The sequence below is a fragment of the Sphingobium agrisoli genome, from assembly GCF_041877245.1.
Taxonomy (GTDB): domain Bacteria; phylum Pseudomonadota; class Alphaproteobacteria; order Sphingomonadales; family Sphingomonadaceae; genus Sphingobium.
The window spans coordinates 185,531-203,462 of sequence record NZ_JBHDJI010000005.1 but is presented as its reverse complement, the minus strand read 5'-3'; the positions used below and the strand labels follow the sequence as shown (position 1 = coordinate 203,462).

Annotated in this window: 16 protein-coding genes; 8 read left to right on the top strand and 8 right to left on the bottom strand. The window is 61.6% G+C overall.

Features of this window, described 5'->3' with window-relative positions:
* The first annotated feature begins 41 nt into the window (after nt 1-41).
* The 6 genes from pcaF (at nt 42) to ACETPF_RS10810 (ending at nt 5,535) form a co-directional block, all read left to right on the top strand.
* A complete protein-coding gene (gene pcaF, locus ACETPF_RS10835; protein ID WP_373934484.1) occupies nt 42-1,247 on the top strand; it encodes a 3-oxoadipyl-CoA thiolase in 1,206 nt (401 codons plus the stop codon).
* A 60-nt stretch (nt 1,248-1,307) separates the two neighbouring features.
* The gene (locus ACETPF_RS10830) at nt 1,308-2,840 is read left to right on the top strand and encodes an AMP-binding protein (protein ID WP_373934483.1); all 1,533 of its coding nucleotides are present in this window, start codon (nt 1,308-1,310) and stop codon (nt 2,838-2,840) included.
* A 35-nt stretch (nt 2,841-2,875) separates the two neighbouring features.
* Complete coding sequence (locus ACETPF_RS10825; RefSeq protein WP_373934482.1) at nt 2,876-4,081, top strand: CaiB/BaiF CoA transferase family protein; 1,206 nt, start codon at nt 2,876-2,878, stop codon at nt 4,079-4,081.
* Nucleotides 4,082-4,105: 24 nt separating this feature from the next.
* Nucleotides 4,106-4,264 (top strand): KR domain-containing protein, encoded by a 159-nt coding sequence (locus tag ACETPF_RS10820; protein ID WP_373934481.1) that lies wholly within the window; start codon nt 4,106-4,108, stop codon nt 4,262-4,264.
* Nucleotides 4,254-4,889 carry an SDR family NAD(P)-dependent oxidoreductase gene (locus ACETPF_RS10815; protein WP_483475728.1) on the top strand — a complete coding sequence of 212 codons (636 nt, stop codon included), beginning with the start codon at nt 4,254-4,256 and terminating at the stop codon, nt 4,887-4,889. The genes ACETPF_RS10820 and ACETPF_RS10815 overlap by 11 nt, the downstream gene beginning before the upstream one ends.
* Nucleotides 4,890-4,965: 76 nt before the next feature.
* Entirely contained in the window at nt 4,966-5,535 is a 570-nt protein-coding gene (locus tag ACETPF_RS10810; RefSeq protein WP_373934479.1) for a hypothetical protein, read from the top strand.
* 5 nt (nt 5,536-5,540) lie between these two features.
* Here the strand turns inward: ACETPF_RS10810 and ACETPF_RS10805 are convergent, their stop codons facing one another.
* The 5 genes from ACETPF_RS10805 to ACETPF_RS10785 form a co-directional block, all read right to left on the bottom strand.
* Nucleotides 5,541-5,981, bottom strand: a complete 441-nt coding sequence (locus ACETPF_RS10805) for a Zn-ribbon domain-containing OB-fold protein (protein WP_373934478.1) — start codon at nt 5,979-5,981, stop codon at nt 5,541-5,543.
* A 1-nt stretch (nt 5,982) separates the two neighbouring features.
* Nucleotides 5,983-7,200 carry a thiolase C-terminal domain-containing protein gene (locus tag ACETPF_RS10800; RefSeq protein WP_373934477.1) on the bottom strand — a complete coding sequence of 406 codons (1,218 nt, stop codon included), beginning with the start codon at nt 7,198-7,200 and terminating at the stop codon, nt 5,983-5,985.
* 67 nt (nt 7,201-7,267) lie between these two features.
* Complete coding sequence (locus ACETPF_RS10795) at nt 7,268-8,281, bottom strand: zinc-dependent alcohol dehydrogenase family protein (RefSeq protein ID WP_373934476.1); 1,014 nt, start codon at nt 8,279-8,281, stop codon at nt 7,268-7,270.
* Nucleotides 8,278-10,395 carry a 3-hydroxyacyl-CoA dehydrogenase NAD-binding domain-containing protein gene (locus tag ACETPF_RS10790; RefSeq protein WP_373934475.1) on the bottom strand — a complete coding sequence of 706 codons (2,118 nt, stop codon included), beginning with the start codon at nt 10,393-10,395 and terminating at the stop codon, nt 8,278-8,280. Before ACETPF_RS10790 ends, ACETPF_RS10795 begins: the two co-directional genes overlap by 4 nt.
* 94 nt (nt 10,396-10,489) lie before the next feature.
* The gene (locus tag ACETPF_RS10785) at nt 10,490-11,284 is read right to left on the bottom strand and encodes an SDR family oxidoreductase (RefSeq protein WP_373934474.1); all 795 of its coding nucleotides are present in this window, start codon (nt 11,282-11,284) and stop codon (nt 10,490-10,492) included.
* A gap of 137 nt (nt 11,285-11,421) precedes the next feature.
* On the opposite strand from ACETPF_RS10785, the gene ACETPF_RS10780 reads away from it, so the two are divergent.
* A complete protein-coding gene (locus ACETPF_RS10780; protein ID WP_373934473.1) occupies nt 11,422-12,207 on the top strand; it encodes an SDR family oxidoreductase in 786 nt (261 codons plus the stop codon).
* An 80-nt stretch (nt 12,208-12,287) separates the two neighbouring features.
* Here ACETPF_RS10780 and ACETPF_RS10775 read toward each other — a convergent pair whose 3' ends face one another.
* The 3 genes from ACETPF_RS10775 to ACETPF_RS10765 form a co-directional block, all read right to left on the bottom strand.
* The gene (locus tag ACETPF_RS10775) at nt 12,288-13,088 is read right to left on the bottom strand and encodes an SDR family NAD(P)-dependent oxidoreductase (protein ID WP_373934472.1); all 801 of its coding nucleotides are present in this window, start codon (nt 13,086-13,088) and stop codon (nt 12,288-12,290) included.
* Between the two features lie 69 nt (nt 13,089-13,157).
* Nucleotides 13,158-14,000 (bottom strand): DUF2889 domain-containing protein, encoded by an 843-nt coding sequence (locus tag ACETPF_RS10770; RefSeq protein WP_373934471.1) that lies wholly within the window; start codon nt 13,998-14,000, stop codon nt 13,158-13,160.
* A gap of 315 nt (nt 14,001-14,315) precedes the next feature.
* Entirely contained in the window at nt 14,316-16,043 is a 1,728-nt protein-coding gene (locus ACETPF_RS10765; protein WP_373934470.1) for an N-acyl-D-amino-acid deacylase family protein, read from the bottom strand.
* A 180-nt stretch (nt 16,044-16,223) separates the two neighbouring features.
* Between ACETPF_RS10765 and ACETPF_RS10760 the strand changes: the two genes are divergently transcribed.
* A complete protein-coding gene (locus ACETPF_RS10760) occupies nt 16,224-17,891 on the top strand; it encodes a GMC family oxidoreductase (protein ID WP_373934469.1) in 1,668 nt (555 codons plus the stop codon).
* Nucleotides 17,892-17,932 lie beyond the last annotated feature (41 nt).

Below are 17,932 nucleotides of genomic sequence, written 5' to 3'. Positions count from 1 at the left end.
GCCGCTTTTGTGAATGCTTTAGAACACTGGACAGCCAAGACATGATTGACGCCTTCATCTGCGACGCCATCCGCACCCCGATAGGTCGTTACGGTGGTGCTCTTGCCGGTATTCGCCCGGATGACCTTGGTGCCGTTCCGATCAAGGCCTTGCTTGCCCGCAATCCGGGGCTTGATCCGGCCGCGATCGAGGAAGTCTTCTATGGTTGCGCCAACCAGTCAGGGGAAGACAACCGCAATGTTGCGCGCATGAGCCTGCTCCTCGCCGGGGTTCCCAGTCAGGTGCCGGGCGTCACGCTGAACCGGCTCTGCGCCTCGGGGCTGGAAGCGGTTGGCGCCGCTGCGCGAGCGATCGGCACAGGCGAGATGGCTCTGGCCTTGGCTGGTGGGGTGGAAAGCATGACCCGCGCCCCGTTCGTTCTCGGCAAGAGTGCGTCTGCGTTCGGCCGCGAACAGAAGCTCGAAGACACGACGATGGGGTGGCGCTTCGTCAACCCGGCGCTCGACGCGCTTTACGGGACCGAGACCATGCCCCGCACCGGTGAGAACGTTGCGGTGGATCACCGGATCGACCGTGACAGCCAGGACGCATTTGCCCTGCGCAGTCAGCAGCGCTGTGCCGTTGCGCAGCAATCAGGATTCATGGCTGCCGAGATCACGCCGGTCACGGTCCTTGGCCGCAAGCGCGGCGAAACGGTGGACGTCGATGCTGACGAACATCCGCGGAGCGACACCAGCGCAGAGGCCTTAGCCAAGCTGAAGCCCTTGTTCGCGCAGGGAACCGTTACTGCGGGCAATTCGTCCGGCATCAACGATGGTGCCGCAGCTCTGATCGTAGCGAGCGAAGAGGCTGCCAGAATCCACGGGCTCACCCCGCGAGCGCGGATCCTCGGCATGGCATCAGCCGGTGTAGAACCGCGCATCATGGGGGTCGGGCCGATTCCGGCATGCCAAAAACTCATGGTACGACTTGGCCTGACCATTGACGATTTTGACGCAATCGAACTGAACGAGGCCTTTGCCAGCCAGTCGCTTGCGGTCCTCCGCGGACTTGGCCTTCCTGACGATGCCCCACATGTGAACCCCAACGGCGGTGCAATCGCCTTGGGTCATCCGCTAGGCATGTCCGGCGCCCGACTTGCGCTTACCCTTGTACACCAGCTTGAAGCCAGCGGCGGCCGACGCGGACTGGCCACGCTTTGCGTTGGGGTCGGCATGGGATTGGCCCTCGCGGTGGAGCGGGTATGAGTTTCTTGCTGCCTCGCCGCCTCGCTCTGTTCATCGCGGACAGGGCCGGGGAGGCATGGCATGCCATCTGAAGGGATATTCGCCACCGCCCGGAAGCATCCGGCCAAGCCGTCCGCCATTCTGGGCACGAACGGCGAAATCCTGACCTACGGCGAGCTTGATAGCCGCTCGTCCATTCTCGCCGATCGTCTGCGCACTCGGCTTGACGAGGGGGACAGGGTTGCGATCCTGCTCGAAAACGGCCTCGACTACGCCGTTGCAGCCTGGGCTGCTCGCCGCTCGGGTCTGCGCTATGTGCCGATCAACTGGCACCTGCAACCTGCCGAAACCGCCTATATCATCCGCAATTGCGATGCCTGTGCGGTTATTGCCAGCCCCTGTCTACGGGAACTGGCGACAGCGTCGGTAACTGGGTTCGAAGGCCTGGAGTTGTGCTTGTCCATGGGTGAGCCATTTGGGCGCTTTCAGGCACTTCCGGCTGCATCATCCCGATCTTCCCGGTCCGACCGTGAAGGTGCCGCAATGTTCTATTCTTCGGGTACTACCGGTGCTCCCAAAGGCATCATGCGTGCGCTTGGCAGTCAGCCAGCCGGCGCCCCCGGACCGGGCGAGGCGCTGATGCGCGACGGCTACGGGATAGACGCGGATGCCGTTTTTCTTTCACCCGGCCCGCTATATCATGCCGCTCCCCTGGCCTGGGTGATGGGCACGCAGGTTCTCGGCGGGACCAGCGTCATAATGCCGTCGTTCGATGCCGAAGCCGTGCTGGCGGCAATCGAACGGTTCCGCGTCACGCACGCGCTCTTCGTACCGACCCACTTCGTTCGAATGCTCAAGCTGCCCGAGGCGGTACGCCGGCGCTATGACCTGTCGAGCCTGAAAGCGGTGATCCACGCCGCCGCGCCGTGCCCGCCAGAAGTCAAGCGGCGCATGATCGAATGGCTGGGACCGGTGATCGAGGAATTCTATGGCGCCAGTGAAGGTGGTTTCATCCGGGTCTCCACCGCCCAATGGCTGGAGCGACCCGGCACGGTCGGGCAGGCAGTAAACGGATCGGTTCGGGTACTGGGTGATGACCACAAGGATCTTCCCCCAAGAGAAACGGGGCTGGTCTATTTCCGCCTTGATGTGCCCTTCGAATATCACAATGAAGCCAGGAAGACCCGGGAAGCCATTCTTGACGCAGACTGGTTCACCGCTGGAGACATAGGCTACCTTGACGAGGACGGGTTTCTCTTTCTCGTCGACCGCAAGAGCAACATGATCATTTCCGGTGGGGTGAACATTTACCCCCAAGAGGTTGAGAACGTCTTGACCATGCACGAGTTCATTGCCGATCTGGCGGTGATCGGCGTACCGAATGAAGAGTTTGGCGAAGAAGTGAAGGCCATCGTGGTTCTCGCCAAAGGGGTGGTTCCTGCGGACGACCTCGCAGACGTGCTGATCACATTCTGCCGCGAGCGCCTGGCTCATTTCAAGTGTCCTCGGTCGATCGAGTTTGTGACTGAAATCCCGAGATTGCCCAGTGGCAAGGTACGCAAGCACGAGTTGTCGAGCCGCTACGCCAATGAAAGTCGGCCCCTTCGAAACTGACCGAGCCGACGTGTATATGAAATGGGAAATTGGCGATGTACGACGTTATGGATGGGGTGAAGGTACTTGAGGTTGCGGAGCACACGTTCGTTCCGGCTGCGTCAATGATCCTTGCGGACTGGGGCGCCGATGTGATCAAGATCGAGCGCACCACCGGTGGTGGTGACCCCGGGCGGAATCTGGCGATCCCGAATTCAGGTCGTGACGGCCTCAACATGTTTTTCGAGGCTGGCAACCGCGGCAAGCGTTCGCTTGCCCTGGACCTGACGCAAGAAGCGGGCCGAGTGGTCTTGCATCGGCTCATTACTAGCGCGGATGTGTTCGTCACCAACCTCCGGGCAGATGCCCGGTCGAAGCTTGGCATCGATGCGGCGGAGGTCACCGCGATCAATCCACGGATTATCTATGCCCGTGGAACCGGTTACGGCTTGCGGGGCAGGATGGCAAACGATGGAGGCTTTGACTATCCATCGTCCTGGTGCCGGTCGGGCTCGGCCTACATGCAGACACCGGAGGGCGGTGAGCCACCGATGCAGCCTGGCTCTGTCGGCGATCTGGGCGGCGGCGCGACCTTGGCAGGCGCAATCTCTGCTGCTCTATTCCGTCGTGAACGCACGGGCCAAGGCGCGATCGTCGACAATGCGCTTTATCTCTTCGGCATCTATCTGATGTCGCAATCGATCGTTGCGGCAGGGATGGGGCTGGAACGAGGACCTCAGCCAAAGCATGCCGATGCCTTCAATGCGATCATGAACAACTACAAGACCCGTGATGGTCGCTGGATTTCACTTTGTCTGTTAATGGATCAATGGTGGCCCGATCTCGCTCGCCATCTTGACCGGCCCGAATGGTTGGAAGATGAACGATTCAAGGACCAGGCCGCCCGCTACGCCAATCGGCGGGCGCTAATTGTCGAACTGGACGGGATATTTGCATCCCAGGACTTTGCGTATTGGAAGGAAAAGCTTGCCTCACTCCAAGGGGTCTGGTCACCGATACAGTCGCCGGCAGAAGTGATCGCCGATGAGCAAGCGGTCGAAAACGGCTTCGTTGCGCGGATAGAGACTGACGACGGTCGCGCGTACATGGGCGGAGCGTCGCCCGCACAATTCGACGAGCGACCAATCGGCCCGCTCAAGGCTGCACCGGCCTATGGCGCGCACAGCGAGGCTATCCTCGCCGAAATTGGGCTTGGTGTCGATGACATCGCCGAACTTCGCCGCCTCGGGGTCATCAACTGATCCGCTGCAACAGAAGGGTGAGCAATGTTCGCAGCCGATCTTCTGGCGGGTAAAGTCGCTCTTGTCACGGGATCGACTGCAGGAATGGGCGCTCGCACTGCGGAGCTGTTGGCCCAGGCCGGTGCGGCGCGCGTCTTCATCAACGGACGATCGGCAGAAGCCGGGTGCGGCCATGATCGATGAACTGAGCAAGGCTTCGCCCGGCTGCCGCTTCGACTTCGTGGCCGCCGACTACAACACCACGCAGGGTGTAAATACACTGTTCGAGCGGACCGCTGCCGCGGGCGGGCTGGACATCTTCGTCCACACCTGCATGTCCGAAGGGGTTTCGCTCAAGCCATTTGTGCAGACAAATCGCGCAGACTGGGAAAAGTTTGCCCAAGGGTTGTTTTTCAGTCTGCTCGAGTGCTGTTCACGCGCGGCGCCACAGATGATCGGTCGTGGCGGCGGCGCAATCGTCTCCTTTGCTTCGGACGCAGCCAAGATAGCGACGCCCGGCGAAACGGTGAGCGGAGCCTGCTTGGCGGCCAACGTCATGTTCGTGCGCACCCTCGCGCTGGAGCTTGCCCGCAACCAGATCCGCGTCAACGCCGTCACCCCGTCAATCACTCGCGGGACCCGGACTTACGACCGCATGATGGCTGACGAGTTTACAAGAAAACTGTTCGCGAAGGCCGAGGGACGTGCCCGCCTTGGCGTGGCTTCGGCCGAAAATGTCGCTCCGACCGCAGTGTTTCTGGCGAGCTCTTTGGCATCGCATCTCACGGGACAGGTGATCAGCGTCAATGGCGGCATTTCGGCTGCGTAAATCCGGCGCAGTACGCGATGTCAAACTGACGATAATGTCAAGCAATGTCGCCTCTCGGGGCGGAAGGAGATCAAGCGTGGAAAAGATTGCAGATTTCAAGGGCCGCATGCTCAACCATGTCGAGGCGGTCTATCGTCCCGGCGAGCGTGAGCTGGCGATCGAAATGGCACAAGCGCTCGGCCTGACGGTGACCGATACCGGCTTCCGCAGCGCTGCGGGCAGCCCGACCTTCCTTGCGGTACATCCATGTTCCGACGACTGCGATCCTGCCAACAACGTCTTTTATGTTTCCGAAATGACCGAAGAGCATCAGGCGCTGGATAAACGGCTTGGCGAACTGCTTGGGAAGGATGTCGAGCTCGCCGCCATTGTAGGCGCATATACGCGCAAGGCGGTTGGTAATCCATCGGGCATACCGCACTTCGGAATTCGATATCGCTCGTTCGGCGAAGTGCAGGAGGTCGCAAAAGCGGTAGCCCGCCTTGCGTCGAAGCTTGCCGGTCGGTCGCTCAACTTCGATCTGTTCAAGCCCAAAGATGCAACCGAGCCGGCGGTGACCCAGAGCTTCCTGTACCAGGATGTGATTGTGGCCGGGCCATCCGCGCTTGGCCAACTGATCGAGCTACAGAGCCACCGCCCGCGGTAACTGCGCTAAGCTTTGCGGAAGTTTGGCAGGACCCACCCGTCGTTGATGGGAGTCCACTCCACCGTGACTTTCATCCCTATGTGCACCGCTTCGGCATCGCAGCCGGTCACGTTGGCGATCAGCCGCACGCCTGGCGCTCCGTCAAGTTCTACCACCACGGGAACGTAGACATACTCCTCGCCGTTGGCGGGGTTCCGGTTGCAGATCGCGAAGCTAAACACCTCGCCGGTTCCGGGCAGAGTGGGAAAATCGGCCTTGAAGCTCGAACACTCTGGGCAGACCGGGCTCGGCGGCATGCGGAAGTGGCCGCATTCGGCACATTGGCAAGCCGTCAGACGGTGGTCCTTGGCCGCTTGCCAAAATGGCTCCGTGGCGGGGTTTGTCGTGATGCTGATCTGCTCGCCGGGAAGCAGGCGTGCTGGGCCGTAGGTGATCTGACCGGTCATCTCAGGCACTCCTCAGGATAAGGCTGGAAACGGGGAGCGGGGCGGGGCCGCCGCTGACCAGAGCAAAGTTGCAATCGCGCACCTGGTTCACAGTCGTACCGCGCAGCTGCTCCACTGCCTCGGTGATGTGGGTCATGCCGATGATATAGGCCTCACTCAGATTGCCACCATGCGTGTTGACCGGGGTGCCGCCGTTGACGCCGCGGCCGGTCGCCGGATCAAAGCGCAGCTTCCCCGCCAAGGCGTAATCGCTGGCTTCGCCTCTTTCGCAGAAACCGTAGTCCTCCAGCTGCATCAGCACCATCGGGGTAAAGTGATCGTAGAGCAGCGCGACGTCCATGTCCTCGGCCGCGAGACCTGACTGTTCCCAGATCCGGCCAGCTGTGAAAGCATGGCCAGAGCTGGCAAAATAGGGGTCGGGCATCCCGTACCAAGTGAACGCACGGCCCCATTCACGCTGCGCGCCATGGGCGACGGCGTGGACATAGGCTGGCTTCTGGCGACAGTCGCGCGCACGATCCGCCGTGGTCGTGATGACAGCAACGGCACCGTCTGACTCGAGGCAGAAGTCAAGCCGACGCAGCGGATCGGCAAGAACGGGCGAGGCCATGTAGTCTTCGAGGGTAAGTTCCTTACGGCGGATTGCCTTGGGCCGGTTCATTGCGTGCAGCCGCGTCGCGATTGCCACCTCGCCGAAGGCTTCCTGGGTGGTGCCATAAAGATGCATGTGCCGCCGGGCCAGCACGCCGATGAGGTGCCCGGGACCAACCAGTCCGCTGGGCTGAAGAAAGCTGTTTTCGGGGTCCGGGCTCATCTTCCCAAAGACTGTGCCCAGCCGGGACTGGGGCAACTGCTGCAAGCCCATCACGGTTACGCAGTATTTGCAGTCTTCATTCATGAGCGCGGCGGTGGCCAGCCCGACAGCGCCTACCGAGCCGCCGCCGCCCGAGGTTACAGACGCGGTAAACGAGATGTGGGGCATGCCCAGCATTTCCATGAGCATGGCGGAGTCGAACTTGCCAGTATACCCCATGCCGGCGCCGGAATAATACGCGATCCCGTCAACCTGCTTGATCGAAATGCCTGCATCGTCACAAGCCTTGAGGATAGCCTCGGCAGCCATTTCATACACCGTGCGCGGATAGCTGTGTCCGCGCACGTAATAATCGGTCGCCCCGATTCCCACTATCGCGGTCTTGTCCTGATTGACCCAACTCATTACCTTTTCCTTCCACTTGCCGGGCGATATCCTCCGACGAGCATTCAGTGTTCGCCGTTCAGCCCTTTCACGGAAAACTGATCCCAATCTTTCCGAAGAATTCTCCGGATTCGAGCGTGCGCATCGCTCCGGCAAGCTCCCTCAGCGGATAGATCCGATCCACGACCGGGTGCATCCGGTGTGCCTCGATAGTGCGTAGCATGGCTTCAAAGGTGTCGCGGTTACCTGTCATCACGGGCACAATGCGGCGGGCGGCCTGAGACTGCCATGAGGGAACGCCGCCGAGCAAGCCAACCGCCGCAATCACCCCGTCCTCTTCCAAACCGGCGACGGCCTGTTCCAGACCCTGTTCACCAACGACGTCGATCAGCAGATCCCCGCCGCGACCGACGAGGTTACGAATAGCGCTGGCCCAGTCTGGCTCGCGTCGGTAGTTCACGCAGAAGTCGGCCCCAAGCGACCGTGCGCGCGCCAGCTTCTCGTCTGATGATGACGTGATTGCGACCCGCGCCCCGACTGCCTTGGCGAACTGAAGTGCGGCGATCGATACGCCGCCGGTGCCCTGAAGGATGACCAGGTCGCCAGCACCCACCCGTCGGGCGAGATGCAGTGCACTCCATGCCGTCACGCCGGCACAAGGCAGGGTCGCAGCCTCCAGATCGTTGATTGTGTCAGGGATGGCAACAAGGCTCTCCGCCGGGAACGCTGCAAACTCGGTGGCGGTGCCATCGACAGGACCACCAAGATGCGCATCGGTCAGCGTTTCAAATCCGCCGCTGATCCAGCCCAGGGCAAAGATCGGAGCGACGCGCATTCCTGTTACGACCCTGGAAACATCTGGAGCCACAGCAACAACTTCGCCGCAGCCGCATGACAGCGGAACGTAATCGCTGCGTTGCTCCATGCCCGGCAACCGGCCACGTAACGCCAGCAGGTCGCGATAGTTCAGGCTGGCGGCGCGAATCCGGACCAGTGCCTCGCCCGGTCCCGGCACAGGCACCGGAACTTGTTGGATCCGAATTCCCTCGATTCCCTGACCGGGCTGGGCAACGGCCTGCCACCCTGTCAGTCCGGAACTCATGCGTGTGCTTGCTTCTGGATTTGGCCGCCAACGACATCCTGGAAACGAGCGCCTTGGACGGCCAGTTCTTCGATCAGCCTGGCAGGCTCGAAAGCGTCTCCATGCTTGTCCGCCAGTGCGGCAAGCTTGTCGCGAACTTGAGCAATGCCCTGCAGGTCCGCCCAGAACATCGGACCGCCGCGATAGCGGGGCCAGCCATATCCGGCGAGCCAAACCACATCGATGTCGGAAGAGGACCGCGCGATGCCTTCTTCAAGAATACGCGCGCCCTCATTCACCATCGCGAGGAGTATGCGGTCAGCAATTTCCTGCTCGGCCACTTCACGACGAGCGATGCCCTGCCGCGCCGCAAAGCCCTCGACCACGTCCATGACCACTTGCGAAGGCACGGCCTTCCGGTTGTCATCGTAATCGTAGTATCCAGCGCCGGACTTCTGTCCGTGGCGGCCCATCTCGTTGAGGATCTCGCGCACTGTGGCCGAGCGGGACTGGGTCCGGTCCCAGCCGACATCAAGCCCGGCCAGATCGCGCATCTGGTATTGGCCCATCGGAAAGCCGAAGTCATACAGCACCTTGTCCACCGCCCATGGGGTGGCGCCGTCAAGTATGAGCTGATCGGCCTGAGCGCTGCGGGCAAAGAGCATGCGATTGCCGACGAAACCGAACCCGTTGCCGACCGTGACCCCCAACTTGCCGATCCGCTTGACCACTGCCATGGCCGCAGCCAGCACGGTCGGGGCGGTCTTACTGGTGCGAACCACCTCGACCAGCTTCATCACGTTTGCGGGCGAAAAGAAGTGCAGGCCGAGCACGTGATCCGGGCGGCTGGTGACGCTGCCAATGGCTTCGATGTCAAGGTAACTCGTGTTTGAGGCCAGGATCGCCCCAGGCTTGGCCACGGCGTCGAGCTTCCGGAAAACCTCGTGCTTTACCTCCATCAATTCGAAGACAGCTTCGATGATCAGGTCTGCCTGGCTTACAGCCGCAAAATCGAGAGCAGGGTTGATCAGAGCCATGCGGGCCTCAAGCTCGGCAGGCTTGAGCTTGCCTTTGCTGACGGCGCCTTCATAGTTGCGCCGGATCGCCTCGACCCCGCGGGTGAGCGCTGCTTCGTTCGTTTCCACGAGCGTGACGGGCATGCCGGCGGCGAGGAAGTTCATGGCGATGCCGCCGCCCATCGTGCCTGCGCCGATCACAGCTAATGACGCAACCGGGGGAATGGCCAGGTCGGGCGGCACGTCGCGCAGCTTTACCGCGTCCCGCTCGGCAAAGAAGACGTGACGCAGGGCAGCCGACTGACTGTCGGACACCAGCGAGTCGAACAGCGCGCGTTCCTGTTGCAGCGCCGCGTCAAAGGACGGCTCGGACACAGCGATCTCGATGCAGCGAATGTTGGCTTCCGGTGCCTTGAACCCGCGAAACTTCTTCTCATTGGCCTTGCGGAATTTCGCAAAGAGTTCCGGATCGGCCAGGGCCTCGTCGAGGCGGTCGCGCCGGTCGCGCACTTTCACCAGTGGCAGATTGTCGGCCACGATCCGGCGTGCAAAGGCGAGGGCATCTTCCCGCAGTCGGCCTTCCTCCGCCAAGGCATCGACAAGCCCGGTCGCGGCGGCCTCGGCGGCGCCAATCTGGCTCCCGCTCGTTACCATCTCAAGCGCCTTGGGCACACCGACCAGACGCGGCAGCCGTTGCGTCCCGCCTGCGCCTGGCAGGATCCCGAGATTGACCTCGGGCAAGCCAAATCGGGCCGACGGCACCGCCACCCTGTAGTGGGCGACCATGGCGAGTTCGAGGCCCCCGCCCAGCGCAGTCCCGTGAATGGCAGCGATGACAGGCTTGGTAGAATTCTCGATCACAAGCTGCAGCTGGCGCAGCGTCGGCTCGACCGCCGGCTTGCCCAGTTCTGTGATATCGGCCCCAGCAAAGAAGGTCCGTCCCCCGCAGAGCAAGACGATCGCATCCACGTTGGAATCTGCCTGCAACCGGGTTACGGCTTCGGCCAACCCCTGCCGAACGACCGCCGACAAGGCATTTACCGGCGGATGGTCGATCGCCATCACGGCGATCCGGTTATCGACCTCAAGAGTGGTGACTGCATTGATCTGGACGGTCATCTGATCTCTCAGTTCAATCCGCTTGGAAGTGCCGGGCGGGCGGGGTAGGGTGGGGCGACCACCGGAAGGTCTCGGCGGTCCATTCAGGCCCGCTTTACTTGGGTGGCATTCGGATGCCGCCGTCTATGCGGATCAGCTGTCCGTTGAAGTAGGAGTTGCGGATCAGCTCCAGAATGAGGCTGGCGAATTCTTCCGGCTTTCCCAGGCGCTTGGGGAAGGGAACCGACTTGCCCAGACCGTCAAACACGGCTTCGTTGTATTCGCGAACCTTGAGCATCGGGGGCGTGGCGAAAATTCCGGGGAGGACGGCATTGACGCGAATGCCAACGTCCATGAGATCACGCGCCATGGGCAAGACCATCGCATTTACCGCACCCTTGCCGCCGCCATAGGCGACTTGGCCAACCTGACCGTCCTGTGAAGCCGCCGACGACGTGAAGATCAGGCAGCCACGTTCGCCGTCTTCGTTCATGGCATCGGAATTGGCCATGCCCAGCGCCGCGATCGAGGCAATGCGATAGGTGGCTGTGAAGATCCCGTCGGCTGCCAGAGCGATTTGATCGGTCGGGGTACGCTTGTACCGGCTGTTGGCCTTGTCCCAGCTCAGCGTCTTGCCGCCGCCGGTGACCACAGCGCAATGAACCAGAACCCGTTCCTGGCCATGCGCCGCCCGTGCCTTGGCGAAACCGGCCTCCACACTCGCTTCGTCGAGAATGTTGACGTGACAGAAAACGCCGCCGATCTCTTGCGCGATTGCTTCTCCGGCTTCTTCACTGATGTCGAAGATCGCGACTTTGAACCCTGCCGCCGCCAGAGCCCGCGCGCTAGCGCAGCCCAGCCCGGAAGCGCCTCCCGTCACAATGGCGGACATTCCCTGTTCGATTTCCATTTTTCCTCCCCTTCGCCGCCGAATCGCACTCATTGAGCTGATTTGCCCTTGATTGACGGAGTCGTCAATTTTTAGCTTGTCGTTTCGCCGGGTTCCGCGCACCTTGGGAGAAAGAACGGACGAAGGAGCGGACTCGGATGACCTTTAAGATCGATTCATATCGCGTGGATGGTAAGGTGGCGATCGTCACCGGCGCCGGGGGGCGGGGCCGCAGCATCGGACGGGCCTATGCCATGGCGCTGGCGGAAGCTGGCGCCTCGGTCGTCGTGGCGGATCTGCGCGGTGAAGGCGCGGCTAGTGTTGCCGAGGAAATCTTGGCTGCGGGCGGCAAGGCCCATTCGGTGCAGGTGGATATCGCCGACGCGGTGTCGGTTGCTGCCATGGCGGACGATGCCAAGGCCAAGTTTGGCGGTGTGGACATTCTTGTCAACAACGCCGCCTTGATGACCGAATTGAGCTATGAACCGCTGTTGACCACGCCGCTTGATAAGTGGAACCGCACCCTTGATGTAAACCTTACCGGCGCGCTGAACTGCATTCAGGCGGTGGCGCCGATGATGATCGAGCGTGGCGGCGGAAAGATTGTCAATCAGAGCTCAGGGGGCGCCTACCCAGCCAAGACCCTCTACGGCATCGCCAAGCTGGCGCTGGTTGGCCTGACCACGGCCATGGCTTACGAGCTTGGCCCCAAGGGCATCAACGTCAACGCGATCGCCCCCGGCAACACCAATTCAGATGCCGGCGCATCGCTTACGCCGCCGGGCTCGCCTTTCCGCACGATGCTCGAGAACACCGTGGCCATGCGCGTTCAGGGCGAACCGGATGAACTGGTCGGCGCTCTCCTGCTCCTTTGCTCGTCGGCTGGGGATTGGATCACCGGTCAGACTTTGAAGGTCGATGGCGGCTGGATCGTGGCGCCGTAATGGCCAGTTAATTGCCGGAAAGCCTGGTAGGGCAGGAACGAGAGGAGCCGGGGAATGCCCCGGCTCCTTTTTATCTTACGTTATCCTTTTCTTGGAGGAACTCCGGGGCCCGGCTCCCCACCATCGATCGAAATTACCTGACCTGTGATCGAACGACCGCCCGTAGTCGCCAAGAAGACCATTCCTGCTGCAATCTCTTCGGGCTCTACGACCCGTTGCAAGGGAATATCGGCTATCAGCCTGTCGATGTAATCGGGATCTTCAGCCGTCCGCTGCGTCATTGCATCCGATCGCGTGAGGCCGGGGGATACCGCGTTGACGCGAACGTTGAAGGGGGCAAACTCCGACGCAAGCGAGCGGACGAGAAAGCCAAGGCCCGCCTTGGATACGCCATATGGCAAGACCCCATAGGAGGGGCGCACGCCACTGGCGGAAGTGGTGACGAGGATAACCCCATCACCGCGTGCTTTCATCGCGACTCCAGCATGGTTCATCAGCGCGGCGTTGTTCACGATGTTGACGTTGACGAGTCGAGCGAACTCGGCCGGATCGGTCCCCTGCAAGGGGCCGAAGGTCTGCGGCAGTGCCGCAGCGTTGCACACCAGCGTATCGACCTGGCCCAGAAGCTCTGCTGCCCGGTCATAAGCCTGAAGGGATTGCGGAATATCCGCCAGATCGGCCGTTATCCCGAAAGCGGCTTGGCGTCCTGCCGCAGCGTTGATTGTTACCGCCGCTTCGTCGACATCGTTCGCTGTGCGGCTGCTGATCACAATCGTTGCGCCGCAATCGACAAAGGCTTGGGCAATAGCCCGCCCGATCCCTTTGGTGGCCCCAGTGATGTAGGCTGTCTTTCCCGACAGATCGAACAGGGTACTTGTCATTTTTGTTCTCCAAACAGGCTGTTCCGCGTGGTGCCGGAGAGTATTCGGCCCAAGCTTCGTGGCGCACGATCAGGGTAAGGCGTCTGCCAGCACGAGTGCGTCAGCCAGTGAACGCGCAACATCATTGAGGTGCGTGCAGCCCAATGTACCCGCCAGCTCGTCCGTTACCGATGTTCTAAGTTCGTTGACCGGTTTGCCAATCAGGCGATTTAGGTTGAGCACGGCGCCAGGGCATTCTGCATAGGGCAGGACCAACGCCTCTGCACGGATGGCGGCCAGCGTGCCGCTTGTCGCGTCGATCTCGGCGAACAGCCGGTACTCGTGTACACCCCTGCGTCCGCCGGCGGGCAGCGAGCCGCTGTCCTGGAACCCAACGTCGGCCTTGAGTACTGCGCCATCGCGCCAAAGATCGAGCCGTCGCGCCCGCCGCATCTGCGGACCTTCGAAATCGGGAAGGTCATGCCAGGCCAAGGGATCGTCCGGATCTCCGAGATCGGCAACGGGCGCACTCGACTGGATGCCTGTATTGACCCCAAGGTCCGGACGGAGCGCGCTCGACCCAGAAGCGAAACCGGTGCAGATATTTACCATGGCGCCGCTCTTCGGCCCCGCGCTGCCGTCGGCTTGCTGCGGAGGCCAGTCCGGGATCCAGTTTGACCATGCCCACGGCGCGACGAGACTCGCGCCAGCGAAATCATCCAGAAGCTGGAACAGAACCGATCCGCGCAGGTCTCCCAGCGTTTCGTTAAGTTGCTGACGGCTGGACCTTCCGGCGCGCACACCTACCAGGTTCTGCGCGCGCTGGTCGAGCGGCATGGTCTCGATCGCCATGATCTGGCGGCTGACCGAGCATTGCAGATCAAAAGCTTGCGACGCTACGACTTGGCTTGTGCCGTCGGGATGGGTCAACATGTCTCGCCCCTTGCCCACCATGTTGAAGGGGGCGCCCACACCGAGCGGCCACTGCGAGTCGATGGTCGTAGTCCGACGGATGGATCCGGGCCGCCGTTTGACCGAGAGGCCGTCCGACTGCCGGGCGAGCGGAAACTGCGGTGGTCTGTTCACTGGTATGGCTTTCCAAGGTTAGTTGGCAGAGCGGGCAGCGAGACCGGCGACTAGCGCCGCTGCTACCCGGCCTTTTCCATCCTTCTTTGTGGAGCGCGGCTAGGCTGCCTTCGTTAGGATCGGGCAGGGCGCAAGGCCAGGTCTTGCGACCTCGCCGCCCGGTCAATCGGCCAGTTCGGGAACTCGCGCGGTGGCGGGCGCCTTTTTGCCGCCCCGCACCAGTCGTCCAGGCAGGACACCTGTGGACTTGCCTTCACGATAGGTGATCTCTCCGCTGACTACAGTCGCCACGTAGCCTTCCGAGCCTTGGGTCAGGCGCTTGCCGCCTGCCGGGAGATCGGCCTTAACCAATGGGCGATGCAATCTGATCCGGTCCATGTCGATTACGTTCAGGTCAGCCTTGTAGCCAGGAGCAAGCACGCCCCGGTCATTCAGACCTACCGATTGCGCGGCAAGGCTGGTGAGTGACTGGATTACCTTTGGCAGGGTGATGCCCTGCTTTCCGACGCGCTGAGCAAGCGTATAGGTTGTAAACGCGGCATCACAGATCATGCCATAATGTGCGCCGCCGTCGCCTAGCGCCGGGATCGTCAGCGGCTCGCCAAAGAAGTCGGCGGTGTTATCGAGATAGGTGTTCAGATCGGTGGAATAACGGCAGAGAATGGCGTGACCATCGTCCTCGAGGAGGGCGTCGTAGAGCACCTCAACAAGGGGTCTGCCTTCCCTTTCGGCCCGGAGGTTAAGGTTGTCCTTGTCCCCGAAGTGATAATTCGCGGACTCGTCCATGTAAAAGATCGTGCCCTTCAATTGAACCGTTTCGACAAAGCCGGGATTGGGGTCTTCAGGGCTTTCCGAGAGGATTCTGGCGCGAAGTGCGGGGTCCTTCATCTTCGCCACACGCTCGGCAAGGGGAAGGTTGGCAAGTGGCCTGTAACTGGGGTTGAGGCAGAACGGGTGGAAGCTGAGGTCGAGGCCGAACAGCATCCCGATCGGACGGGTCATGAACTGGCCACGAATATCCAGTCCCTTCGCAACGAGGGCCCGCACTTCATCGACGTATTTCTGCCAATTATCGCCGTAGGCGATCAGGCTGTAGTTGATCGGTCGCCCCGAAGCCTCAGCGATGTCGCGGAACATGGCGACTTCGTCCGCGGGGTCACCGTGCAGGTACGGGATCATCTGGAAAACACCGGCGCCGGCATCGGTCAATCCGCGAGAAAGTTCAAGCAACTCACGTTCATGAACGCCGACCGATGGAGCGAGTTGGCCGCTGCGGAACCGGTGGAACAGGTTGCGCGAAGTGGACACACCCAGTGCACCGGCGCGAATGGCCTCGGTCACCAGCGCGCGCATCCTTGCCAGATCTTCGTCGGTTGCCGGTTCGATGTTTGCGCCGCGCTCACCCATCACGAAGACGCGAAGAGGGCTGTGCGGAATCTGGGTTGCGAAATCGATGTCTGCGTGACGCTTATCCAGCGCTTCGAGATACTCCGGGAAAGTTTCCCAGTCCCATGGCACGCCTTCCGCCATGACGACCTCGGGAACGTCCTCGACGCCCTCCATAAGCTTGATCACCAGTTCATGATCCGTGCTGCGGGCGGGCGCAAAGCCGACTCCGCAGTTGCCCATCACGACTGTTGTGACACCGTGGTTGGATGACGGAGACAGGGTATTTTCCCATGTAATCTGGCCATCGTAGTGCGTGTGTACATCAACGAAACCGGGGGTTACGAAGGCGCCGCGGGCATCGATCTCTTCCCGACCACTGCCAGTCACCTGGCCCACTTCGGCGATCACTCCGTTGGCAATTGCCACGTCGGCGACGAACGGTTCTCCACCGCGCCCGTCAACCACGCTGCCACCGCGGATTACGAGGTCAAAATCGGGCATCTTACTCTCCTCGTTGAAACATGCGCCCCGAGCGGATTTTTCGCCGTACGGGCTTGAGACCTTCAAGGTCAGCGACATAGATCTGTCGCGTGCTGCACCGCCAAAATCAGACCGGAAGTTGCTTGACACTATCGTCAATACACTGGAATGACAGGGGTGGCAAGCAGGGGAGAGGCGCCGGTGAGCACACGCTTGAATGAGACGCTTGAGGCCGACTATGTCATCATTGGCGCTGGATCGGCAGGCTGCGTTCTGGCCAATCGGTTGAGTGCCGACCCGAGCGTGCGCGTCATACTCCTTGAAGCCGGCGGCGATGACCGGCTCCTGTCGGCGCCGCGCAATCTCAAAGCTCGCCTGATGATTGGCATCCCCGCCGGGTTCAGCCGAATCTCGAACGATCCTTCGCTCAATTGGAGTTACCGGAGCGAGCCGGATCCTTACGCTGCCAACCGGCAGTTTTTCCTGTCACGCGGTAAGGTGTTGGGCGGATCATCAGCGATTAACGGAATGATCTACGTGCGCGGCCTGCCGCAGGATTATGAGCACTGGCGCCAGCTTGGCTGCGACGGATGGTCGTGGGGCGATGTGCTGCCGTACTTCCGCGCGTCGGAGCGGTACGCCAAAGGTGCGAACGAGTGGCGCGGGGGTGACGGGCCGCTTGCGGTCGGTGAGCAGAAGTTTCATCATCCGATGACGGAGCGACTGCGCAAGGCATTCATCGAAGCGGGAATTCCCCCCACGGAGGACCTCAGCACGGGCGATCACGAGGGTGTCGCCTACGTTCAGGGCGCGATCAAGAATGGCCGCCGGCAATCGGGCGCTGTCGCTTATCTGCATCCCGTGCGGCACCGACCGAACTTGCGCATCATGACAAATGTGCTCACCCGCCGGGTCCGTATAGAAGATCGCGAGGCCACCGGTGTCGAGGTGGAGCAGGACGGCATCGTTGGCTTTATCCGTGCACGAGCCGAAGTCATACTTGCGGCAGGAGCCTTCAATAGCCCGCAATTGCTGCAACTGTCGGGGATCGGCAATCCCGACCTGCTTCGCGAACGGGGCGTTCCGGTCGTTCACGCCTCGCCCGACGTCGGCGAGAACCTGCAAGACCACTACATCGTCCAGCTTCGGGCCACGCTCAAGCCGGGATCGCCGAGCCTTAACGCCCGTTCGCGAGGCCTTGGACTGGTCAGCTCTGTGCTGCAGTATGGATTGAGGCGGCAGGGCTTGTTGTCCAGCGCGGCAGCACACTTGACAGCAATCGCACGCAGCAGCCCGGCGCTCGACATGGCTGACTATCAGTTCTTCAGCAGCCCGGCGAGCACTGACGTCGTACGAACCGCGGAAGCCGGACACACGATTCTTGACCGTGAACCAGGCGTTACCATCGGCGGGCATCCGGCTCGTCCGAGGTCCCTGGGCCATGTAAGGATACGATCAGCACATCCGCAGGAACATCCTGCGATAACAACCAATTACCTGTCCGATTCCTATGATCAGCAGACGACCATTGCCGGTGTCCGGCTGGCCCGCCGCATCCTCGCCCAGCCAGCCATCGCCGACGTCATCGTGCAACCCACCCGTCCCCCGTTCGATTTGATGAGCGATGACGAAATCCTCGACCATGCGCGCGAGACCGGTGGCTCGATCTATCATTACGTCGGCACGTGTCGCATGGGCGGCGAGGGGGCGGTAGTATCGCCTCGCCTCAAGGTGCATGGGGTGGGGCGCCTTAGGGTGGCCGATGCTTCGGTCATGCCGCGCATCGTGTCTGGGAACACCAATGGCGCCGTTATCATGATTGCGGAAAAGGCCTCGGCCATGATTCTGGCCGAACGCTGCGGCAAGTAAGCACCTGTTGGATCGTCCAGACGCAGGGAAGGTCTTGTCAT